Below are 21,073 nucleotides of genomic sequence, written 5' to 3' on the forward strand. Positions count from 1 at the left end.
CACAAGGTCCCGGAGAGCGTTGAGACGCCTCGGCGAGAGCGTGACCCACGACACGGATGGCTGATTCAAAACCGGGCGTCGATGGGCCGTTGAGGGCGCGTCGATGGTGAGATCATTTCCGGCAACGTGGATTCCTACGGATCGGACCGGGCGTGGACCAAGTGGAGGACGGCCTGCAGATCCGGCTGCTGGGTCCGGTCGGCGTGTGGCACGGCAGCCGACTCCTGGGCCCGTCGGCCGCGCAGCAACGCACCGTGCTGGCCATGCTGGCGTTGGAGTGCGGAAACATCGTTCCCATCAACCGCCTGGTGACGGCACTGTGGGGCACGGCACCGCCCGCATCGGCTCGGAACGCGGTGCAGGGCTGCGTCTCCCGACTACGGGCCCTGCTCAACTCGGTCGACCAGCCGTCCCGCACGGCCCAGCTCGTGGGGGTGGGGACCGGCTATCGGCTGACCGTCGACCGGTCCGCGGTGGATCTGCACGACTTTCGGGATCTCCTGCGGTCCGCCCGCACGTGCGAGCCGCAGCGGGCTCGTGAGCTGGTCGACCGCGCTCTGCGCCGATGGCGGGGGCCGGCGTTGGCGGACGTCGCCGGCCCGTGGCTGGACGAACTCGTCGCCCCGCAGCTGAACGAGGAACGGTTCGCGGCGGTCGAGCTGCGAGCCGACCTCGACCTCCGACTGGGCCGGTACGGTGACATCGTCGACGATCTGTCCGACCTCATCGCTGACAATCCGGCCCGGGAGCGTCTGGCGCTGGCAGTGCTCATCGCACTGCACCGGTGCGGCCGTCGGGTCGACGCGCTGACCCTGTTCCGTCGGGTCCGCGAGAACCTGGTCGAGAGGCTCGGCATCGAGCCGGGCGAGGAGCTCCAGCGGGCCTATCGCGCAATGCTCGCCGGCACCGAGCCCGCCGCGGAACCCGCGGTCCAACTGGTGCGGGAACCGACGGGCGTGGTGCCGCGGCAACTGCCGGCGGCCACACCCGGCTTCGTCGGCCGCCAACGCGAACTGGCCGTCCTCGACGAGGTGCGCAAGGAGCGGACGGCACCGGTCGCCGTCGTCTGCGGCCCAGCGGGGGCCGGGAAGACCAGCCTGGCGGTGCGGTGGGCGCACGACGTCCACCACCACTTCCCGGACGGACATCTGTTCGTGGACATGCGCGGGTTCCACCCTCGTCCACGCCGGACCCCCGGTGAGGCGCTGCCGCTGCTGCTGGACGCGCTGGGCGTCCCCGCCGACCGGATACCGGCCGAGCCGGACGCGCAGGTCGCGCTGTACCGTTCGACGCTCGCCGGTCGGCGCGTCCTGCTGGTACTGGACAACGTTGCCGACGCCGACCAGGTGCGGCCACTCATTCCGGGCTGCCCGGACTGCCTGGTGGTGGTGACCAGCCGGGACAGGCTCAGCGGCCTGGTCGCCCGGGACGGTGCCGCTCGGCTCACTCTCGACGTCCTACCTGCCGCCGACGCGGTGGAACTGCTCGTCGGCACCGCGGGGGCCGAGCGGATCAACGCCGACCCGGCCGCTGCTCGGGAGTTGGCCGAGATCTGCGGGCACCTACCGCTGGCCCTGCGCATCGCCGGCGCCCGCCTGGCCGACCGGGCGCACGTGAGCGTGCGCAGGCACCTCGACGAGCTGATCGCGCGGGGCCGGGTCGCGCAGCTGCGGGTCGAGGGTGACGACAGCACCGCCGTCCGGGCCGCGTTCGAGCTGTCGTACCAGGCGCTCCCGGCCCCGGCGGGCCGGGTGTTCCGGCTGCTCGGGCTGGTGCCGGCACCGGCCGGCCTCGCTGCGCCCGCAGCCGCGGCGTTGACCGGCCTGCCCTGCGACGACCTCGAACCGCTCATCGACACCCTCGCCCGACTGCACCTGATCCGAATCACCCGGGCAACCCGGATCGTCAGCCACGACCTGCTGCTCGAGTACGGAGCACAGCTCGCCGCCGAACATGGCGACGCGGCCGACAATGCCGCAGCCGTGCACCGGCTGCTGCACTTCTACCTGCATGCTGTCGCCCGGGCCAGTGCCGCGCTGAACGGCCCGTCGCGGCTACGGCTGCCGCCGGATCCACCGCCGACCGGCGTACGGATCCCTGAGCTCGACGATCAGGCACACGCCCGCGAATGGCTCGTTGCGGAAACGGCGAACCTGGTGGCGGCGCTGGAACACGCGGCCGCCGACGGCCGAGACCGGATGGCGTGGCAACTCGCCCACGTCCTGTACGACTTCCTCCGCATGCGGACGCCGCTGAGCCAGTGGCGGTCGATCGCCCGGACCGGACTCAAAGCGGCCCGCCGCGACGGCGACCTGCGCGGCGAGGCGGTGATGCGACAAAGCCTGGGACTGCTGAACTGGCGTACCGGCGATCTGCGCGCCGCCCGCGCCGAGTACGAGGCGGTCGCGGCGCTCGCCGCCCGAGCCGATTGGCAGGTCGGGGCCTCGGCGGCACACTGCAGCATCGGCATCGCACTGGCCCAGCTGGGCCGGCCCCGGGCCGCGATCAGCCGGTTCGAGCAGGCCCTGGTCATCGATCGGGAGATCGGCGACCGCCGAGCCGAGGCCGGCACGCTGGCAAACCTGGCGGCCGCCTGCGAGGAGGTGGGCGAACTGGCCGCGGCCGCGCGGCACGGCGAACTGGCGATGAGGTTGCTGCGTGCCACCGGCCAACATCTGGGCGCCGCAGTGGCCAGCGAGAACCTCGCGCTGGTGGCCCGCGAGCTCGGCCGGCTCGACGAGGCACGGACGGCAGCGGAGGAGGCGGTGCGCGTCGGCCGGTCGATCGGCGCCCGGCACGAGGAGGCCGCTTCGCTCACCACGCTCGGCCGCGTGCACGGTGACGCGGGACGCTACGCGGAGGCCGAGGAGGTGCTCCACCTCGGCCTCGACATCGTCCAGGGACTGCCGGACGGCCGGCTGGAGGTGGTCACCCAGGCCGCGCTCGCCGAGGTACTGCTGCGGCAGAACCGACTGGCGGAGGCGAGCAGCCGGCTCGATCTGGTGCGTGACCTGGCGGATCGGACCGGCAACGAGCGCGCCCGGGTCGAGGCGCTGATGCTGCTCTCCGATCTCAGCGCGGCCGCCAAGGAGTTCGACAGCGCCCACGAGCACGCCACAGGTGCGATATCGGCGGCCCGCGCCGGCGGGTACCGGCTGGTGGCCGGTCAGGCGCGCAGTCGCCTCGCCGCCGCGAGACTGGGCCTCGGCGATCCCGAGGGGTGCCTGGTCGAGGGCCGCCAGGCGCTGCGCGTCCAACGCCGGGCCGGGCAACGTCTCGCGTACGCCCGCACGTTGATGACCGTCGGCAGCGCCTACGCGGCGCTGGGCCGTCCGTCGGCGGCTCAGACCCGGTGGCGGGCGGCACACGAGCTGTTCCGGGAGATCGGCGCCGCCGAGGCGGCACCGCTCGGCTAGCCGGGCCGCCGATCAAGACTCTCTCAAGTTCGATCGCGACGCCTCGACTGCGAGTCCGGCACCGAACAGTATTCCGTGCGGAGCAACCATGGCTCGCGCCCTCGACGTCCGCCCGTCCGATCGCCACCTCAGCGAGAAATCAGCGCCGGCTCAGCGCTGTCGGCTGTTATTCGCAGCGGAACGACCCCCCGTCGTTCGGGACTGACGAGATGCATCGACGACGTCGCCGGCCGCCCTGGCCGCCGGCGATCCGCTCTCGCCCCCGCGGCGGGTGGGCACCGCGACGACGACAGGCGGGGCGATGCGGATCTTGCTCGTGGAGGACGACCGGTGGATCTTCGCGGTCATGGGTTCGACGCTGCGTCGGCAGGGTTATCAGGTGGAACAGGCGTCGACCGGTGCCGCGGCGCTCGTGGCAGCCCCCTGCGACCTCGTAGTACTGGATCTCGGTCTGCCGGACGGCGACGGTTTCGCCGTGTGCCGGGCCCTGCGGGAACGCAGCGCCGAGCTGGGCATCATCGTGGTCACCGAACGGGGCGAGGAGCGCGGCGGCATCGTCGGCCTGCGGATGGGCGCCGACGACTACGTCGTCAAGCCGTTCGCGATGGACGAGCTTCAGGCGCGCATCGAGGCGTTGCTGCGGCGGACGGCGCGGCAGGGTCCGCAACCCTCCGACGTCATCGACGTCGGAGGGTTGCGGATCGACCTCTCGGCCCGAACGGTCCACGTGGACGCCCGGCCGGTGTCGTTGACCCGCAAGGAATTCGACATCCTGGCCTCGCTCGCCCGCCGGCCGGGCCTCGCGCTCACACGCGAGCGCATCATGCTGGACGTGTGGCAGACCACCTGGTCGGGCCGGCACACCCTGGCGGTCCACGTGGCGGCGCTGCGCGCCAAACTGGGTCGGCCCGAGTTGATTCAGACGGTACGAGGGCTCGGCTACCGCCTCCCCGTCGAGTGAGGCCGCCCAGATCACGCGAACCGGACACCCAACGATCACCAGTTTTGCGTGACACGCATATTTGCGGGGTACGCAACTAGTGTTAGGGTGGTGACATGACGGGGCTGCGGGAGCGCAAGAAAGCCGAGACGCGGGCGGCGCTCGGCTGGGCCGCGATCCACCTCACCGCGGAGCGCGGCTACGACAACATCCGCGTCGAGGACATCGCCGAGGCGGCCGGCGTCTCCCCGCGCACCTTCAACAACTACTTCTCCAGCAAGGCCGAGGCGATCGCCTCGCGTCACCTCGACCGCAGCCTGCGCACCGCCGCCGCGCTGCGCGAGCGCCCCGCCGACGAGCCACTCTGGACGGCGCTTACCCAGGCCTCGCTGGAGCAGTTCACCCGCGGCCCCGAGGTCGACGCCATGCCGTCTCCCGCGCACGCCCAGTGGGTGGCCGGCGTCCGCACCATGCTCGCCGAGCCCGCCCTGCAGGGCGAGCGACTGCGCGCCGTCGCGATCGCCGAGGCCGAGTTGGCGGCCGCGGTCGCCGAGCGCACCGGCACCGACCTCGCCACCGACATGTATCCGCGGCTCGTCGCGGCCGCCGCCAGCGCCGCCGTCGCCGTCGCCATGCAGCACTACCTCGACAGCCCCGACCCGCCCACCCCGATCGAGCACCTCATCACCGACGCCTTCTCCCAGGTCGCCGCCGGCCTCCCCGCGCCGCCCCGCTGAAACCCCGACCCTCGCTCGGGCACCGCCGCACCCACACGTCTCCAGAAGCAGCGTCCCACCCCACGGTGAGCCGGCCGCGTGCCACGCCCGTCGGGGCGATGACGCACGCCCCGAAGGGATCACTGTCATGATCGACGTCCTCATCGTCGGAGCCGGCCCCAACGGCCTCATGCTCGCCTGCGAGCTGGCCCTGGCCGGCGTCCATCCCGTCGTCCTGGAACGCCACGTCACACCCACCGGCGAGCCCCGCGCCAACGGCGTCGTCGGCCAGGTCGTCCGCCTGCTCGACCGGCGCGGCCTCTACACGCGGCTCAGTGGCGAGAGCACCCCGCCGTCGCCCCAACCAGCCTTCGTCTTCGGCGCGTTCCCGCTGGACCTCACGATGCTCGCGGAGAACCCGCACTACGTGCTCGGCGTGCCGCAAGCCCAGCTGGAGGCCACCCTCGCCGCCCGGGCAACCGAGCTCGGAGTCGACCTGCGCCGCGGCCACGAGGTGGTCGACCTTCGCCAACGCCCCGACGCGGTAGAGGTCTGCCTTGCCGACGGTACGCAGCTCACCGCCCGCTTCGTCGTCGGTGCCGACGGCGGCCGCAGCGTGGTGCGCCGCCTCGCCGGCATCGACTTCCCCGGCGTCACGAACGACCGGTCGGTCTCGCGCACCGCCACGGTGACCGTCCCCTCGTCGTCCCTCGATCCCGAGACCGGCGGCCTGTGCGTCCCCGGTCACGGCGTCGTCGCGCCGTTCCAGCACACCCGCACCGGGCGTGGCCTGATCGCGTGGGCCCCGTTCCCCGGCCGCCCGGCGATCCTGAGCACGACGGAGTGGCCCGACGTCCCGACGAGCGACGAGACCCCGATGAGCCTGGCGGAGCTACGCGCCAGCGTCGCCCGGGTGCTCGGCGCCGACGTTCCGCTCGGCGAACCGGACGGACCCGGCCTGCTGCGGCGGCTGGCCGGCCAGAACACCCGCATCGCCGCCCGCTACCGCGCCGACCGGGTGCTGCTGGTGGGCGACGCCGCACACGTGCACCCGGCGATCGGCGGCCCCGGGCTCAACCTGGGCCTGCAGGATGCCGTCAACCTGGGTTGGAAGCTCGCCGCCACCGTGCGCGGCTGGGCGCCGCAGGGCCTGCTCGACACGTACGAGACCGAGCGCCGCCCCGTCGCCGAACGGGTGGTCATGTCCACCCAGGCGCAGTCCGCGCTCATCGGCCCCGGAGACGAGATCACCGGCCTGCGGGAACTCTTCGCCGAACTGCTGCGCAAGCCGGAGGTGACCGGGCACATCGCGGCGCTGATGTCCGGCGCGGACATCCACTACCCCGCCGACCCCGCCGATCCGTTGGCCGGCCGGTGCGCCCCCGATGTGGTCGTGCACGGCGACCACGGCGCGGTACGCCTCGCCGAGCTGACCCGCACCGCCCGGCCGTTGCTCCTGGATTCCACGGGTGTCTACGCCGAGGTGGCCGCGCCCTGGCGCGACCGGGTCGACGTCGTCACCGGCGCGTTGCGGGGCACGACCGCGACCGCCCTGCTCGTACGCCCCGACTGCTTCGTCGCCTGGTCCGCCGGGGATGCGGACACGCTGCGCGCCTCGCTCACCCACCACTTCGGCCTGCCCGGGTGACCGGAGAACACAGTCCTTCGGCAGGCTGGGCTCCGGCTCTCGTGCGGCACGCCCGACGGGCCGTATCGTGGCACGCAGAGACGACGATCCGCGGTCTTCGATGAGACACCACCTGCGGCGGTCGAGGAGAACATGATGATCGGTGCGGCGACCATCGGTGCGATCGCGGCGGTCCTGCTCGTCGGTGTGGTGGTCGTCGTCGGCAGACCGGACGACGCTCGACGGGTCCTGCGCTGGTCGGCCCTGGCCATCACCGTGCTGGTCGCCGCAGTGCTGACCCCCTTCACCGTCGACGACTCCGGGGGCGCGGCCGGCTATCTGCTCGGGGTGCCTGTCGTCGCCGCGTCGCTGCCGGTCCTGGCACAGTGGATCGGCCGGCCGAGCCTGGTCGTCGACCTGACGGCCGCGCTGATCATCGTCGGGTGGGGGCTGCTGCTCGGGCTGGGCGTCGGCGGCGCGTTCCTGCCGGCCGCGGCGCTGCTCATCGCCTGCGCCGCGAGCGCCGGGGCATCCCGAGCGTCCACCACCGCCTGACCGCACGCGTCCCCGGGACGCCGTTGGCGTCGGTCGCGTCCATCGCCGAGTCCATGGCCAACCCGGCGACGTGGAGTGGCCGGGTGCCGGCAACGCTGTCGGGCGCTGGTTGCCGGCCACCGACCACACCGACGACGGATCAGCCGGTGATCACCGGCCAGGCGTAGGCGAGCAGGGCGCAGGCGGCGCCCAGCAGCGCGAACGAGACACCCCGAGTGGGCAGCGGCAGTGCGGCGAGCACGATCAGGATGACCGCGATGATGTAGAGGAATGCCTGGGCCGACATGTGACTCTCCTGGAATCGATGAGTTGGGGGGACCGACGGTGACCGCCGGGGTGACACCCCGCCCGTGCGCGAACGCCGCACGGGCGGGCCGGGCGTGCGGGCGTGATCAGCCGTCCGGCGTGAAGAGCCCCTGAATGCCGACGACGATCGCGATGAGACCGAAGATCGCGAGCAACAGGCGGACGCCTGTCGCGCCGTCCGACCGCTCCTCGCGGGACGCCGGCCGGCCGGTCAGCCGGCCCCACAACAAGGCGAGCCCCACACCGATCCCCACCACCTCGAAGTGGAACACCCGAGGGCCGGACACCAGGTGGACGATGAGGTAGTAGCCGCCGGTCACGAGCGCCACGAGGCCGACCACCCACGCGATCGGGGCCGCCCGACCAGCGAGGCGACCCAGGTCGTCACCGACGCGTGGCAACAGCCGCAGCACAGGGACGGCGAGCAGGAAACCGCCAACGATGTTGGCGAGGTCGAGCAGCAGAGCCATGATCACGAGGGTCTCCGTCGATCGGATGATCAGCCGGTGGGAGCGTACCCACGGACCCGGTCGGTTGAAACGAGATCGAGCGGCCGAAGGCTGCCGGCGGTCGACGGGCCGGTGGCCGAAAGGCCCCGGTAGGATGGGTCCCGGTGCGCCGGGAAGTCTGGTCGGCAAATGGTTCCGACCCGTCTCTCGAAAGTTGGCCCGCCTGTGCCGTCGAACCCCCAGTCACCCCCTCGTGTCCTCGGCCGTGGTTCCTGGGCTGAGGCCCGGCGCATCGCCGACGTGCTGCGCAAGGAGACGATTGGCGGCGCGCTGCTGCTGATCGGTGCCGTCGTGGCGCTGGTCTGGGCGAACTCACCCTGGGCGCACCGCTATGAGGCGATGACGGCGTTCACCGTCGGGCCGCACACGCTGCACCTCGACCTGTCGCTGGCGATGTGGGCTGCCGACGGGCTGCTGGCGATCTTCTTCTTCGTCGCCGGTCTCGAACTCAAGCGCGAGTTCGTCGCCGGCGACCTGCGTGATCCCCGCCGGGCCGCGGTCCCGGTCGCCGCCGCGGTCGGCGGCGTACTCGTGCCGGCCCTGCTGTACGCGGCGGTGAACTGGGGCGGCGCGGTGAAGGGGTGGGCGGTTCCGACCGCCACCGACATCGCGTTCGCCCTCGCCGTGCTGGCGGTGATCGGCAGGCATCTGCCGAGCGCGCTGCGCACCTTCCTGCTGACCCTGGCGGTGGTGGACGACCTGCTGGCGATCGTCATCATCGCGGTCTTCTACACCGCCCACCTGTCTCTGCTGCCGCTGCTGGCCGCAGTGGTGCCGCTGGGCCTGTTCGCTCTGCTGGTGCAGCGTCGGGTGCGCTCCTGGTGGCTGCTCCTGCCGCTGGCGTTCGCCACCTGGGCGCTGGTGCACGCCTCCGGCGTGCACGCCACCGTCGCCGGGGTGCTGCTCGCCTTCGCCGTGCCGGTGCTGCGCTCCACGGGGGCCGGCCCCGGGCCCGGCCTGGCCGAGCACTTCGAGCACCGGTTCCGGCCGATCTCCGCAGGCGTCGCGGTACCGGTGTTCGCGCTGATGTCCGCCGGGGTGGCCGTCGGCGGGCTCGACGGCCTGACGCAGGCATTCATGGACCCGATCGCCGTGGGCATCATGCTCGGCCTGGTCGTCGGCAAGCCGATCGGCATCCTGCTGGCAACCTGGCTCGTCGCCCGGTTCACCCGGGCCCGACTGGACTCGGGGCTGGCCTGGATCGACGTGGCCGGCTTGGCCGTGCTGGCCGGCATCGGGTTCACCGTCTCGCTGCTGATCGGCGAACTCGCCTTCGGCATCGGCACCGACGCCAACGGCCGGGTCAAGATCGCCGTGCTGGCGGGCTCCGTGATCGCCGCCGCGCTCGCCACGATCATCCTGCGGGCCCGCAATCGCGTGTACCGGCAGATCTACGAGGCCGAGCAGGTCGACAGTGACCGTGACGACGTTCCCGACGTCTACCAGCAATAGGCCCGCCGCCCCACGGGCTGCCAGGGCGCATCAGCGCGGGCGACGCGGCGTCCGGGCGTATCGTCGGTGCATGCGCGCGAGCGATGTGGCCATCCCGATGGAGACCGTCACCGAGGACATGCCGGCCCGCGAGGCCGCGCGGATCCTGGCGGCGCAGGACCTGCCCGGTCTGATCGTGGTGGACACCAAGGGCCGTCCGTCGACGGTGCTGGCCGGCACGCAGGTGCTGCGAATGGCGCTGCCGTCCTACTGCCAGGACGATCCGACGTTGGCCCGGGTGATCGACGAGGCCGCTGCCGACGTGATCCTGGAGGGAATCGGCGACCGCACCGTCGCGGACCTGCTGCCCCGCAACCGCCCGGACCTGCCGGCCGTCGGCGCCGACGCCACCCTGCTCGAGGTCGCCTCGGTGATGGCCCGATCGAATGTGCCGCTGGTCGCGGTCGTCGACCGCGACCGGGTGATGACCGGCGCGATCACCCTGGACGGGCTGCTCGACCGGATGCTCGGCACCTGAGCGTCAGAAGAATCGCAGCCACAGGTACGGCACCGCGATCGCCACCGAGATCACTGTGACGATCAGACCGTACTTCGTGAATCCCCAGAACGTGATCTTGTGCCCGGCGCGTTCGGCGAGGCCGAGCACCACCACGTTCGCCGACGCGCCGACGGCAGTGGCGTTGCCGCCGAAGTCAGCCCCGATGGCGAGCGCCCACCACAGCACCTGAGCCTTGTCGAGCCCACCTTCGGCGTTCACCAGCTCGCTCACGATCGGGCTCAACGTCGCCACGTACGGGATGTTGTCCACGATCGCCGACAGCCCCGCCGACGCCCACAGCATCAACATGGTGGCCGGCCACAGTTTGCCCCCGACGGCCTCGGTCGCCGACCGGGCGATGCTGTCGATCACCCCGGTGGCGACCAGGGCTCCGACCATGATGAACAGGCCGGCGAAGAACACCAGCGTCGGCCACTCGACGTCCTTGACCACGTCTTCCGTGTCCAGCCGCGACAGCGCCAGCAACAGCAGGCCACCGAGTATGGCCACCACCGACGGCTCCAGGTGCAGCACCGTGTGCAGGCTGAACGCGAGCAGCACCGTGCCGAGCACCACCAGGCTGATCACCACGAGGCGTCGGTCGCGAATCGCGTCCGCCTCCCGCAGCGCCATCACCCGGGCCGCGCGCTCGGCGTCGTAGCGGAACGCCGTGCGGAACATGATCCGGCACAGGCCGATGAACACGACGAGCACGATCAGCACCAGCGGGGCCATGACGTTCAGGAAGTCGGTGAAACTCAGCCCCGACCGGCTGGCGATGATGATGTTCGGCGGGTCGCCGACCAGGGTGGCGGCACCGCCGATGTTGGACGCCATGACCTCGGCGATCAGAAACGGGATCGGCGGCACGCCGAGGCGCTCGCAGACCAGCAGCGTCACCGGGGCCACCAGCAGCACTGTGGTGACGTTGTCCAGCGCCGCCGACACCACGGCGGTCACCACGACCAGGATCACCATGATCGGGAACGGACGGCCCCGGGCCTTCTTCGCGCTCCAGATCGCCAGGTACTCGAACAGGCCGGTGCGTTTCAGCACGCCGACGATCAGCATCATCCCCAGCAGCAGGAAGATGACGTTCCAGTCGATGCCCGCCTCTTCGGAGAAGAACGCGTGCTCGGCATCGGTCGCCCCGATCGCCAACATGATCGATGCGCCGCCCAGGGCCACCGTCACCCGGTTGATCTTCTCGGTGGCGATCAGGACGTACGCGGCGACGAACACGGCCACCGCGATCCAGGCCAGGATGCTCATTCGGCGCTTCTCCGGTTCTGGTCAGCCGTCATCGCAACGCCGACCAGGCTTCCCGGCACACCTGAGATCAACCTATCAGCCTGGGCGATCAGCATCGGGCGTGGTGCCAGGCGGGCGATGCGCAGGGTGCACGACGGCTCACCGTGGGGTGATCAGCGGAGCATAGTCGGTGCGGGTGAGCGGCTGCTCGGACAGCGATCCGTCGGCGCGGGGCACTCCCAGCGGCCTGCCGTCGCGAAGGAACGTCACTGAGGTGACGTCGTCGCGGCTGGTGAGGGTGCAGACGATCTGTCCGAAGGCAAGGACCTCGTCGCTGCGGCCGGCGTCGTCGGCGGGTTCGTCGACCGCGACCCGGGCCTGGGTGCCGGTCACTGTCACACCGGCGGCATTGACCGCTCCCGGCAGCGCGCTGGTGAGGTCCGCGTCGCGTTCGACCCCGGTGGGCCCCGAGAGCAGATGCCGCAGCTGGTCCTCGATGCCGCGTGAGCGCTCGACGCGCCGGAGCACCGGGACGATCCGGTTGTCGCGGACCAGGCAGAGTGTCTCGGTGGCCGGGCCGACCGGCGCGGTCTCGGCGGGCGCGGAGGTCGGAAACGGCCCGCGTGGCGGTGCCACCGCGCGAGGCGCCTCGTCGGTGGGGATGCCACAGCCGGCCAGTAACGCGACAAGCCCTACGGCGAGCAGGTGACGGCGCTTCACGTCAGGCTCTCCGGCAGCGTGACGCGAAAGCGGGCACCCCCGCCGGGACGGTCGGTGACAGCGACGTGTCCGCCGTGCGCGGTGGCGTGCTGGACGACCAGCGCCAGACCGAGGCCGGTACCGTCGCCGGCACCCCGGGTGTGGGCAGCTCGCCCGCGGACGAAGCGATCGAAGATCGCTTCTCGGTCCTCGACGGGGACGCCCGGGCCGTCATCCTCGACCTCGATGACGCCCGCGCTGCCGTCGCGATCGAGCAGGACGGACGTCGGGCCACCCCCGTAGGTCACGGCGTTGTCCAACAGGTTCGCCAGCACCTGCGTGACGCGTCGCCGCTCGACCCGCCACGTCGCGGGCACCTCGGGTGCGAGGCGAACGACCGACGCGGGCAGGTCGAGAGCGTGGCAGGCGTCCCGGGCCAGCGCCACCACGTCCACGGGGGCGCGGTGGGCGGGCCGGTCGCTACGGGCCAGGTCGATCAGGTCGTTGACGAGCCGCTGGAAACGGTCTATCTCGTCGGCGACCAGCCCCGCCGCGATCGCCGTCCGCTCGTCCTGCTGTTCCCGACGGCGAGCCAGGACGCTGGCCGCGGCGGCGAGGGTCTGCAGCGGCGAGCGCAGTTCGTGACTGACGTCGGCGGCGAAACGGCGGTCGCGCTCGATGCGGTGGGCGAGCCGGTCGACCATCTGGTTGAACGAGGAGGACAACCGGGTCAGGTCGGGGTCGGTGGCCGGGTCCAGCCGGGCCGTGAAGTCACCAGCGGCGATTTTCTCCGCCGCGTCGGCGACCGCCGTCAGCGGGCGCAGTCCGTGCCGGGTGGCGTACCAGCCCAGCGCGGCGCCGGAACCGGCGATCATGATGGCCACCGTGGTCAGGGCGAGCGCCAGGACCTGGACCGTCTGCTCCAACTCGCGCAGCGAGTTGACCTCGAAGTACGTTGCTGTGGCCGACAGGGGGACGCCGACCACCAGGACGGGCTGGCCGTCCACCCGCACCCGCTGCACCGCCGGTTGCCCGGACGCCACGGTACGTCGCAGGTCGACGGGAATGGCGGTGGTGGGGCCAGGGTCGGCGGTGCGGGCGTACCACTCGCCGTTGAGGTGCAGCACCGGACGGCGACCGCCCCCTGTGTCCAGGGACCGCAGCACCGCCACGACGTCGGGAGTGTCGGTGTCGATCCCGGCACGAACGACTGTCGCATCGAAGTACGCGGCGCGCAGGGCCGTGCGTTCCCGCTCACCGATCAGGGAACGACGAGTCAGCTCGTAGGAGACCAGGGCCATTGAGGCGGCGAGCAGGAGCGCCCCGACGGCGAACGCCGCGGTGACCCTGGTCCGCAGTCCGAGGCGCCTCATCGCTGCAACTTGTAGCCCAGGCCCCGCAGGGTGACCAGATGCCGCGGGTTCGTCGGGTCCGGCTCGATCTTCTGCCGCAACCGGCCGACGTGCACGTCGACCAGTCGCTCATCACCGATGTCGTACCCCCAGACCCGCTGCAGCAACTGCTGGCGCGACAACACCCGGCCGGCGTGTTCGGCCAACTCGCACAACAGCCGGAACTCGGTGCGGGTCACGGCGACGGGCTGGCCTCCACGGCTTACCTCGCCCGCATCGGGACTGATCTCCAGCTCGCCGAAGGCCAGCACGGGCACCCGGTCCGATGCCGATTCCCCGAAGCCGGTGCGAGCGCGGCGGCGCAGTGCGCGCAGTCGCGCCGTCAGTTCCTTGATCGCCACCGGCTTGACGAGGTAGTCGTCGGCGCCGGCTTCGAGGGCGGCGACGATGTCGTGGGTGTCGTCGCGGGCGCTGATCACCACGATGGGTACGTCGTCGTCGCGGCGGAGCTGCCCGATGCACTCGAAACCGTCGAGTCCGGGCAGCATCAGGTCGACCAGCACGTAGTCGGCGGGGTCACGGCGCTGCGCGCGCAGACCCTCCTCGGCGGTGGCCGCGCCCACCGCGTCGTAGCCCTCGTCCTCGAGTGCGAGCAGCAGCGCCAAGCGGATCCGGTCGTCGTCCTCGATCACCAGTACGGCCGTCATGACCGGCATCATCCCCAGGGCACCGGCACCGCAGCCAATCGCGGCCGGTGGCCTGCTGATTTGTCACGCAACTGTCATAGATCCGCGCGGGAACCGCCAAGCCCGCCCGGCACGGTACAGGCGTCCAGGACCACGACGAGAGGGGTACGACCGTGACCGGCCCACTGCAACCGAGGTCGTACGCGCTGCCGCTGGTGGAGGTGTCCATCAACCAGCTCGACCTGGCCTGCCTGGCGGAGACCGGAGCCGCGTTGGACGAGCTGCTCGCGCTGCGCCCCCGGCGGGTCGTGGTCGACCTGGCCGGGTGCCGGTACATCGATGCCGCCGCCATCGGCCTGCTGCTCGACGTGCACCGACGGCTGACCCGCATGGACGGGGTCCTCGTCGTACGCAACCCGAACCACCGGATCCAACGCATTCTGCACCTTGCCCGTCTGGACCAGGTCCTGCCGATCGTCACCGGAACGTCGCCGGCACCGCGCGGCGGACCGACGCCACAGGACGAGTCGGGGCCCGCGGAGCCGACGCTTGTCGCTGTCGGCAGAGCCCGCGTCGACCACTCGGGCTCGTCGCGGTCCTGAGATTTCGTTCCCACCACCGCCGGCCAGACATCCCGGGCACAGGAAGGACCAGCAGCATGACAGTCGTCCCGGACGACCACCTGATGACACTGATCTGCGACACCTGCGGTGACAGCATCACGGCCGCCGCGTGCGTGCTCCCCGACGCGGAGGTGGTGTGGACGCTCGTGTCGGAGCACGGCTGGAGCGGCTCCCCGTTCGCCACCGGCCCGCACCGCTGCCCTCACTGCAGCCTGCTTCCGCCCGCCCGTCCCGGGCACTCGTGGGGCGAGGGCCACGGTTCCGGCGAGGTTCTCGGCATCGACCACCTCGACGACGCGACAGTCGTCACGACCACCGGTGACATCGACCTCGATACGGGCGAAGCGCTGCGCGCCGCACTACGCGACGCGGTCGACGCGGACGGTCCCGTGGTCGTCGACCTCAGCCGGGTACACGTCATCGACTCCACCGGCCTCGGCCTGCTGGTGCGGGCACACCTCGACGCCCGCGAGCGGGGTGTCACCCTCTGCCTCGCCGCGCCGTCGCGGTTCATCCGCACCGTCCTGCACACGATGCGCCTTGACGGGGTCTTCCCGATCTTCGACAGCCGCGACGACGCTCTCTCCCGAATGCCCCGGCCCGCGCTGTCCACGCCGACGGCCAGCGGAACCCAGGGCTGACGGGTCGTACGCGGACACGCTGAGCGCCAAACTCGGCCAACACGTCGGCCGAGCGCCGGCGCCGGCGCTGACGTGGGCGGGAGCGGGCGACCCGGAGCGTCGTAAGAGATCCGAAAGGGTTCGCGACCAGTTCGACGGCTGCAGCGGTCGTACGCTGCGGGTGTGGGAAAAAGGATCTTCCGGTCGCGCGCGGCCTGGACCGCTCTCGCCTCCGCTGTCCTCGTGACGGCTCTGGCCCTCTACTGGTTCCAGCCGTGGAAGCTGTTCACCGACACGTACGTCGACGAGGCGGTTCCCCCCGCGCCGACGACATCGACCACGCCGACGCCCGCTCCCGCGTCCGCGGCTCCCGTGGCACCGACGGCGACACCGGCGGGCAACGAGATCCTGACCGCCGGCGAGTTCGTCACCCACGAGCACCGCACGACCGGCAGCGTCGAGATCCACCGGCTCGCCGACGGGCGCCACCAGCTCGTCCTGCGGGACCTGAGCACGTCGAGCGGGCCGGACCTGCGGGTGTGGCTGACCGACCAGCCGGTCACCCTCGGCAGGGCCGGGTGGCGGGTGTTCGATGACGGCGAATGGGTCGAACTGGCCAGGCTCAAGGGCAATCAGGGCAACCAGGTGTACGAGATCCCGTCATCGGTCGACCCACGCGACTTCCGGAGCGTCTCCATCTGGTGCAAACGGTTCGCCGTCTCCTTCGGCGCGGCCGACCTCAGGGCCGTCTGACGCGCGGATCGCGAGGGCTCACCCGTTGCGACGCCCACGGGGGTGGCGTCGGTGCGGCGCACCCCCGGCACCGGTCAGCTCGGTACCGGGGGTGCGGGCCACCGTGAGTCGGTCGTCCGGCGCAACGATTGTCAGACGGCCGTGCGCGACCACTGCTGGTTGGCGCCGGTGTTGCACGAATACTGCTTGAGGACCACCCCGTCGGCGGTCGACGCGGCCGGTACGTCCACGCACTTGCCGCTGTGGCGGGCACGGAGTTGGAAGTAGCTGCCGTTGGCGACCATCTGGAACTGCTGGTTGGTGCCGGTGCCACAGGTGTACTGGACGAGTTCGGCGCCGTCGGCGGTCGAGGCGCTCACCACATCGAGGCACTTTCCGCTGTGTCGGCTGATGATGCGCCAGTAGCCGCTGCCGGCGTCCTGGAACTGCCACTGCTGCCACGCGTTGCCGCCGTACGTGTACTGGCCGACCCGCGCGCCGTTGTCGGTGTTCGGCTGCTGGACGTCCATGGCCTTGCCGCTGTGCCGCACGGTGAGCCGGTAGAACGTTCCCGTCGTGGGCGGAGGCGTCGTCGGGTCGCCGCCGCCGATGGTGTCGCCCCACGCGTACCGGATCCGGTCGGCGCCGGAGGTGTTGCGGATGGTCAGGGTGAGGTTGGTGCCGCTGCCACCGAGGGCGAACATCGAGTACCAGTCGTATCCGATGGTGCCCGGCTTGCCGCCGAGGGCGGGCCAGTAGGTGCCGCCCATCTGGTTGTCGCGCATGACCTGGGCCATCGCGCGGATGTAGCGCACCAAGTTGTCGGTGCTGCCCGCGTCGGCGTAGTTGCGGCCGTCGTTCATGGGAGCGCCGAACTCGGTGGCGACCGCGCGGGAGGCGCAATTGCCCAGGCGGGTCTGGATGTGGCTGCGGAAGGCGTCGTACGTCATCGCACCGTAGAAGAACGCGTAGTAGTGAAAGGACAGCAGGGTCGAGTTGAAGCGGCTGTCGTTGCAGATGTCGCGCAGGTCCTGGCTGAAGCCGGTGCCACCGATGAGCACCCGGCCGGGCACCGCGGAGTAGTGGTAGCTCAGCCAGTTCGCGGCGACGGTGCGCCACTCGGCCGAGCTGTAGCCGTGCGGCTCGTTCATCGGTTCGAAGTAGACGTTGGGGTTCGAGCCGTACGTGTTGGTCACCGTGGACCACATCGCGTTCCACGCGGCGAGGTTCGTGATCCTGCCGCCGGAGGCCGCGCCGTCCTCCCAGTAGGCGAGGATGACTTTGAATCCGCGGGCGGTCGCGGCGTCGATGGCGCCGCGGTACGCCTCCCACCACGCCGTCCCCACCGTGTGGGTGTTGATGGGCAGCCGCACGGTGTTGACCCCCATGGTGGAGGCCATGGTGTCGTAGAGGGCGTTGGCCTTGGCCCGCACCGTCGCATTGCTGTCGGACGAGCTGAGGCCCTGCACGACGAGCGGACCGGTGCTGAAGTTGTCACCCAGCACGGCCCAGTTCATTCCGCGGAACTGGCTGGTGGCGGCGGTGGCCGGCGACGACGTGACGACGACGACGCCAACCAGCGCGGTCATCGCGCTCACCAGCGCGACCAGGAGGCGGTGCAGGGACCGGGTGCTGACAGGCCCGTGTGACGGCCTTTTCCGTTTCATGACAGGTCCAATCGGTGGTGGGGAGACATCGGTGTTCAGTTGGTGATGCGGAAGGTGGCGTCGGCACGGCTCTGCGCATCGGAGAGCGGGTCGAGCCGGAGCAGGTAGTTGTAGTGCCGGATGTAGCGGTCCGGGTGGCTGTATGCCTGAAAGGACGTCCACGACGAGTCGGCGACACCGGCGACCTGCCGGAAGGTGCTGTCGGCGGCGAAGGTGGCGGTGCCGTCGTTGGCTTCCAGCCGGAAGTCGAACCCGTAGTGGCGCAGGTAGTAGCCCGGATAGTTGACCGACTGGATGGAGACGGTGCCGGAGCCGGCCAGGCCGGGCACCAGGCGCCACTGGCCGTCCGGGGCCGGGCTGACGTTCGGGTCGATGCGGACGTCGTAGTCGTAGTGCCGCACGAAGCGGTCCTGGAAGTTGTACGACTGGATCCGGTTGACCGCCGTGGCGGGCCAGCGGGCGAGCACGCGGTTCTGCTCGGCGGCGGTCAGGTTGAGGATCGAACCGTGCCGCTTCTTGGTGCCGCCCAGGTCGTACGAGCCGGACGCCGGCAGCCGGAAGCTGGCCGGGCTCGACGGATTGGTGGTCAGGACGGGCAGGTAGCCGCGCCCGCTGGCGTACTGGTCGAGGTAGAGGACCCACTCGTTGCGGGAGTTGAACCGCATCCACATCGGACCTTCGACCTGGGAGCCCGTCAGGCCGATGCCCGAGAGGTTCCCGAGCGTGGTCCAGGTGCCGAGGATGGAGTTGCTGCCTTCGAGGGTGATCTGGCCGTCGCGGGAGGCCCGGACGTAGCGGTAGGCGCCGACGCCGGCCGGCACCTCGACGATCTGGGTGTCGATGATCTCCTGGCTGCCGGGTCGGCTGAGGTAGACCTGCGGCGTGGTGATGCTGCGGAAGTCCGCCGTGCGCGCGTAGTAGATGCGGTGCTTGGTCACTCCGTTGAGCGGGACGTTCGTCGCCCAGTAGAGGACGTAGTCGCCGGTGGCCGGGTTCCAGATCGCCTCCGGAGCCCAGGCGTTACGTCCGTCCGGGATGGGGCCGGCGACGTTCAGCAGCCACGGCGCGGACCAGGTGACCAGATCGGTGGACTCCCACACGACGAGGTTGCGGCTGCCGTTGTTGACCGCGGTCGACCAGTCCTGGCCGCAGCCGATGCACAGGTCCGTGGCGATGATCCAGTAGCGGTCACCGGCGGGCGAGCGAACCAGGGCGGGGTCGCGGACGCCGCGGGTGCCGACTGTGGATCGCAGCACCAGCCCGCCGTTGTTGAGGTCCGTCCAGCGTAGGCCGTCGGTGCTGTGGGCCAGGTAGATCTGTTGACCGGTCGAGGACTCGCCGGTGAAGTGCGCCATCAGGTAACCGACGGCCGGGTCGAGCGCGAGGGCTTCCTTCGGCGTCGTCACCGACCAGGTGGTGAAGAGCAGGCACGCGGCGAGCGACACCGCGTAGAGCCGGGCGAGGACTCTCGACATGGGTCCTTCTCCTTCGCGGAGGGGCGGGCGATCGACCTACATGTGAGCGTTAACAGCTCTGAGGGGACGCGTCCCAGGGCGGCGCGGTGGGGAGCGGTTCGCGACGTGCTGTGCCGGTATCGCCGACGAGGCAGACGCCATGTGTCCAGATCATTAAGTACGTGTTGCGGACAAGTGTTAGCGATCGCATCTGGGGTGTCAAGGCATCGAAGATGCTCGTTCGACCTGGCCGGACGGAGCACTCCGGAGGGTGAATCCACCCCGCGGGCACGCGCCGCCACAATCACGAACGTCATACGTCACACCATGATGCTAGTCTATGTGTTGCGTGGCTCATCGCCAGCCGTCGTCCCGGCGACCAGAACCGGCTGTCGCGGCATCGGCACCACCCTGGACGGCCTGCGAAGGACCGCCTCGCGGCTCCCTCGCCGGCCGGTGACGGCCCACGCCAACACCACCAATGGATCTTCGTCCACCACAAGGAGGCGCAACCGTGCCACTTCGCAGACTCTCCAGCCCCTGGATAGGGGCCGCGATGGCTGTCCTGGTTCTCGTCGCCGTCGGGGCGTACGTCGTCATGGCTGGCGGGCCGGCGACCGCCGCCACCACCGCCGGCTGCGGCAAGACGCCCGGACTGAACAGCGGCACCCACACGATCCAGAGCAGCGGAAAGAACCGCAGCTTCATCCTTCGGCTGCCCGACAGCTACAACAACACCTACGCCCACCGACTGGCCTTCGGGTTCCACTGGCTGGGTGGCACCGCCGATCAGGTCGCGTCGGGCGGCACCGACGGGGCTCCGTGGGCCTACTACGGCATGCTCTCCCAGTCGAACAACACCACGATCTTCGTTGCCCCGCAGGGCCTCAACAACGGCTGGGGCAACTCCAACGGCGAGGACGTGACCTTTACCGACGACATGGTCCGCGTCATCGAGAACGCTCTCTGTGTCGACACGACGCAACTCTTCTCGGTGGGATTCAGCTACGGCGGCGCGATGAGCTACTCGTTGGCGTGCTCCCGCCCCACCGTGTTCCGCGCGGTCGCGGCGATCGCGGCGCCCGGGGCGATCAGCGGTTGCAGCGGCGGCACCCAGCCGGTGGCGTACCTGGGGATTCACGGCATCAACGACAACATCCCCAACGGACGGGCGCTGCGCGACAGGTTCGTCCGCAACAACGGCTGCGCCGCGCAGAACCCGCCGGAACCGAGGGCGGGCAGTCTGACCCACATCACCACCGCCTACTCGTGTCAGGCCGGCTATCCGGTGGTCTGGGCCGCGTTCGACGGCGGCCACCAGCAAGGTCCGGTGGACGGCTGCGCCGGCTGTGAGAGCGGCGCGCGCAGCTGGGTCAAGCAGGAGGTGTGGCGGTTCTTCACCCAGTTCGGCTCGACGGTGCCGCCCACCAGCCCTCCGCCCAGCACTCCCCCGCCCAGCACTCCCCCGCCGTCCGGCCAGCAGAACGTGCTGATCGTGGGCAGCCAGTCCGGCCGCTGCATCGACATCCCCAACTCGAGCACCACCAACGGGACCCGCGCGCAGCTGTGGGACTGTCACGGTCGCACCAACCAGCGCTGGACCCATACGGCGAGCCGCACCCTGACCGTCTACGGCAACAAGTGCCTCGACGCCAGCGGGGCGGGAAGCAGCAACGGCACCGCGGTCATCATCTGGGACTGCAACGGCCAGCCCAACCAGCAGTGGAACCTGAACGCCAACGGCACCATCACCGGAGTCCAGTCGGGGCTCTGCCTCGATGCCGTCAGCTCCGGCACCGCCAACGGGACGCAAATGCACCTCTGGGCCTGCCACGGCGGCGCCAACCAGCAGTGGACAACGCGCACCTAGTACCGCTGAGCCTGTCGACGACGCGCCGCTCGGGTCAGGTCCCGGGCGGCGCGTCGCCGT

The 21,073-nt window shown here is 70.9% G+C and carries 19 protein-coding genes; 11 read left to right on the top strand and 8 right to left on the bottom strand.

The window, feature by feature from the left end; all coding sequences use genetic code 11:
* The first annotated feature begins 152 nt into the window (after window positions 1-152).
* The 5 genes from AB0B39_RS11260 (at window position 153) to AB0B39_RS11280 (ending at window position 7,254) form a co-directional block, all read left to right on the top strand.
* Complete coding sequence (locus AB0B39_RS11260) at window positions 153-3,416, top strand: BTAD domain-containing putative transcriptional regulator (RefSeq protein ID WP_357574215.1); 3,264 nt, start codon at window positions 153-155, stop codon at window positions 3,414-3,416.
* A gap of 301 nt (window positions 3,417-3,717) precedes the next feature.
* Complete coding sequence (locus AB0B39_RS11265) at window positions 3,718-4,377, top strand: response regulator transcription factor (protein WP_357574216.1); 660 nt, start codon at window positions 3,718-3,720, stop codon at window positions 4,375-4,377.
* A gap of 95 nt (window positions 4,378-4,472) precedes the next feature.
* Complete coding sequence (locus tag AB0B39_RS11270) at window positions 4,473-5,093, top strand: TetR family transcriptional regulator (protein ID WP_357574217.1); 621 nt, start codon at window positions 4,473-4,475, stop codon at window positions 5,091-5,093.
* Window positions 5,094-5,220: 127 nt separating this feature from the next.
* Window positions 5,221-6,720, top strand: a complete 1,500-nt coding sequence (locus tag AB0B39_RS11275) for an FAD-dependent monooxygenase (RefSeq protein WP_357492863.1) — start codon at window positions 5,221-5,223, stop codon at window positions 6,718-6,720.
* Between the two features lie 135 nt (window positions 6,721-6,855).
* The gene (locus AB0B39_RS11280) at window positions 6,856-7,254 is read left to right on the top strand and encodes a hypothetical protein (protein ID WP_357492865.1); all 399 of its coding nucleotides are present in this window, start codon (window positions 6,856-6,858) and stop codon (window positions 7,252-7,254) included.
* A gap of 139 nt (window positions 7,255-7,393) precedes the next feature.
* Here the strand turns inward: AB0B39_RS11280 and AB0B39_RS11285 are convergent, their stop codons facing one another.
* Both AB0B39_RS11285 and AB0B39_RS11290 read right to left on the bottom strand, forming a co-directional pair.
* Window positions 7,394-7,540 (bottom strand): hypothetical protein, encoded by a 147-nt coding sequence (locus AB0B39_RS11285; RefSeq protein WP_234581098.1) that lies wholly within the window; start codon window positions 7,538-7,540, stop codon window positions 7,394-7,396.
* A 106-nt stretch (window positions 7,541-7,646) separates the two neighbouring features.
* Window positions 7,647-8,030 (bottom strand): hypothetical protein, encoded by a 384-nt coding sequence (locus AB0B39_RS11290; protein ID WP_234581096.1) that lies wholly within the window; start codon window positions 8,028-8,030, stop codon window positions 7,647-7,649.
* A gap of 168 nt (window positions 8,031-8,198) precedes the next feature.
* On the opposite strand from AB0B39_RS11290, the gene nhaA reads away from it, so the two are divergent.
* Together nhaA and AB0B39_RS11300 are read left to right on the top strand one after the other, a co-directional pair.
* Entirely contained in the window at window positions 8,199-9,521 is a 1,323-nt protein-coding gene (gene nhaA / locus AB0B39_RS11295; RefSeq protein WP_357574218.1) for a Na+/H+ antiporter NhaA, read from the top strand.
* A gap of 70 nt (window positions 9,522-9,591) precedes the next feature.
* Window positions 9,592-10,038 carry a CBS domain-containing protein gene (locus tag AB0B39_RS11300; RefSeq protein ID WP_234581093.1) on the top strand — a complete coding sequence of 149 codons (447 nt, stop codon included), beginning with the start codon at window positions 9,592-9,594 and terminating at the stop codon, window positions 10,036-10,038.
* 3 nt (window positions 10,039-10,041) lie between these two features.
* Here AB0B39_RS11300 and AB0B39_RS11305 read toward each other — a convergent pair whose 3' ends face one another.
* The 4 genes from AB0B39_RS11305 to AB0B39_RS11320 all read right to left on the bottom strand — a co-directional run bounded on the left by AB0B39_RS11305 (window position 10,042) and on the right by AB0B39_RS11320 (window position 14,068).
* Window positions 10,042-11,331, bottom strand: a complete 1,290-nt coding sequence (locus AB0B39_RS11305) for an ArsB/NhaD family transporter (RefSeq protein ID WP_357492870.1) — start codon at window positions 11,329-11,331, stop codon at window positions 10,042-10,044.
* Window positions 11,332-11,469: 138 nt separating this feature from the next.
* On the bottom strand, window positions 11,470-12,030 hold the full coding sequence (locus AB0B39_RS11310) for a GerMN domain-containing protein (protein ID WP_357492872.1): 561 nt from the start codon (window positions 12,028-12,030) through the stop codon (window positions 11,470-11,472).
* Complete coding sequence (locus AB0B39_RS11315) at window positions 12,027-13,382, bottom strand: HAMP domain-containing sensor histidine kinase (protein WP_357492874.1); 1,356 nt, start codon at window positions 13,380-13,382, stop codon at window positions 12,027-12,029. Before AB0B39_RS11315 ends, AB0B39_RS11310 begins: the two co-directional genes overlap by 4 nt.
* Window positions 13,379-14,068, bottom strand: a complete 690-nt coding sequence (locus AB0B39_RS11320) for a response regulator transcription factor (protein ID WP_234581085.1) — start codon at window positions 14,066-14,068, stop codon at window positions 13,379-13,381. Before AB0B39_RS11320 ends, AB0B39_RS11315 begins: the two co-directional genes overlap by 4 nt.
* Window positions 14,069-14,220: 152 nt before the next feature.
* On the opposite strand from AB0B39_RS11320, the gene AB0B39_RS11325 reads away from it, so the two are divergent.
* From AB0B39_RS11325 to AB0B39_RS11335, 3 genes are all read left to right on the top strand, one after another.
* A complete protein-coding gene (locus AB0B39_RS11325) occupies window positions 14,221-14,649 on the top strand; it encodes an STAS domain-containing protein (RefSeq protein WP_357492876.1) in 429 nt (142 codons plus the stop codon).
* A gap of 56 nt (window positions 14,650-14,705) precedes the next feature.
* Window positions 14,706-15,311 carry an STAS domain-containing protein gene (locus AB0B39_RS11330; protein WP_357574219.1) on the top strand — a complete coding sequence of 202 codons (606 nt, stop codon included), beginning with the start codon at window positions 14,706-14,708 and terminating at the stop codon, window positions 15,309-15,311.
* 222 nt (window positions 15,312-15,533) lie between these two features.
* Entirely contained in the window at window positions 15,534-16,043 is a 510-nt protein-coding gene (locus AB0B39_RS11335; RefSeq protein ID WP_357574378.1) for a DM13 domain-containing protein, read from the top strand.
* A gap of 131 nt (window positions 16,044-16,174) precedes the next feature.
* On the opposite strand, the gene AB0B39_RS11340 is transcribed toward AB0B39_RS11335, so the two are convergent.
* Together AB0B39_RS11340 and AB0B39_RS11345 are read right to left on the bottom strand one after the other, a co-directional pair.
* Window positions 16,175-17,611, bottom strand: coding sequence for an RICIN domain-containing protein (locus AB0B39_RS11340; RefSeq protein WP_357574220.1), 1,437 nt, complete (start codon window positions 17,609-17,611; stop codon window positions 16,175-16,177).
* A gap of 113 nt (window positions 17,612-17,724) precedes the next feature.
* Complete coding sequence (locus tag AB0B39_RS11345; RefSeq protein WP_357492882.1) at window positions 17,725-19,164, bottom strand: glycoside hydrolase family 43 protein; 1,440 nt, start codon at window positions 19,162-19,164, stop codon at window positions 17,725-17,727.
* A 535-nt stretch (window positions 19,165-19,699) separates the two neighbouring features.
* Here AB0B39_RS11345 and AB0B39_RS11350 point away from each other — a divergent pair.
* Window positions 19,700-21,013 (top strand): RICIN domain-containing protein, encoded by a 1,314-nt coding sequence (locus AB0B39_RS11350; RefSeq protein ID WP_357492884.1) that lies wholly within the window; start codon window positions 19,700-19,702, stop codon window positions 21,011-21,013.
* Window positions 21,014-21,073: the final 60 nt, after the last annotated feature.

The sequence above is a fragment of the Micromonospora sp. NPDC049114 genome (genome assembly GCF_040648635.1).
In the GTDB taxonomy this organism is placed as follows: domain Bacteria; phylum Actinomycetota; class Actinomycetes; order Mycobacteriales; family Micromonosporaceae; genus Micromonospora.

Coding starts and splice junctions, on each gene's coding strand:
- AB0B39_RS11265 (WP_357574216.1), top strand. CDS start 3,718: ATGCGGATCTTGCTCGTGGAGGACGACCGGTGGATCTTCGCGGTCATG.
- AB0B39_RS11270 (WP_357574217.1), top strand. CDS start 4,473: ATGACGGGGCTGCGGGAGCGCAAGAAAGCCGAGACGCGGGCGGCGCTC.
- AB0B39_RS11275 (WP_357492863.1), top strand. CDS start 5,221: ATGATCGACGTCCTCATCGTCGGAGCCGGCCCCAACGGCCTCATGCTC.
- AB0B39_RS11280 (WP_357492865.1), top strand. CDS start 6,856: ATGATCGGTGCGGCGACCATCGGTGCGATCGCGGCGGTCCTGCTCGTC.
- AB0B39_RS11285 (WP_234581098.1), bottom strand. CDS start 7,540: ATGTCGGCCCAGGCATTCCTCTACATCATCGCGGTCATCCTGATCGTG.
- AB0B39_RS11290 (WP_234581096.1), bottom strand. CDS start 8,030: ATGGCTCTGCTGCTCGACCTCGCCAACATCGTTGGCGGTTTCCTGCTC.
- nhaA (WP_357574218.1), top strand. CDS start 8,199: ATGGTTCCGACCCGTCTCTCGAAAGTTGGCCCGCCTGTGCCGTCGAAC.
- AB0B39_RS11300 (WP_234581093.1), top strand. CDS start 9,592: ATGCGCGCGAGCGATGTGGCCATCCCGATGGAGACCGTCACCGAGGAC.
- AB0B39_RS11305 (WP_357492870.1), bottom strand. CDS start 11,331: ATGAGCATCCTGGCCTGGATCGCGGTGGCCGTGTTCGTCGCCGCGTAC.
- AB0B39_RS11315 (WP_357492874.1), bottom strand. CDS start 13,382: ATGAGGCGCCTCGGACTGCGGACCAGGGTCACCGCGGCGTTCGCCGTC.
- AB0B39_RS11320 (WP_234581085.1), bottom strand. CDS start 14,068: ATGACGGCCGTACTGGTGATCGAGGACGACGACCGGATCCGCTTGGCG.
- AB0B39_RS11330 (WP_357574219.1), top strand. CDS start 14,706: ATGACAGTCGTCCCGGACGACCACCTGATGACACTGATCTGCGACACC.
- AB0B39_RS11340 (WP_357574220.1), bottom strand. CDS start 17,611: ATGACCGCGCTGGTTGGCGTCGTCGTCGTCACGTCGTCGCCGGCCACC.
- AB0B39_RS11345 (WP_357492882.1), bottom strand. CDS start 19,164: ATGTCGAGAGTCCTCGCCCGGCTCTACGCGGTGTCGCTCGCCGCGTGC.
- AB0B39_RS11350 (WP_357492884.1), top strand. CDS start 19,700: ATGGCTGTCCTGGTTCTCGTCGCCGTCGGGGCGTACGTCGTCATGGCT.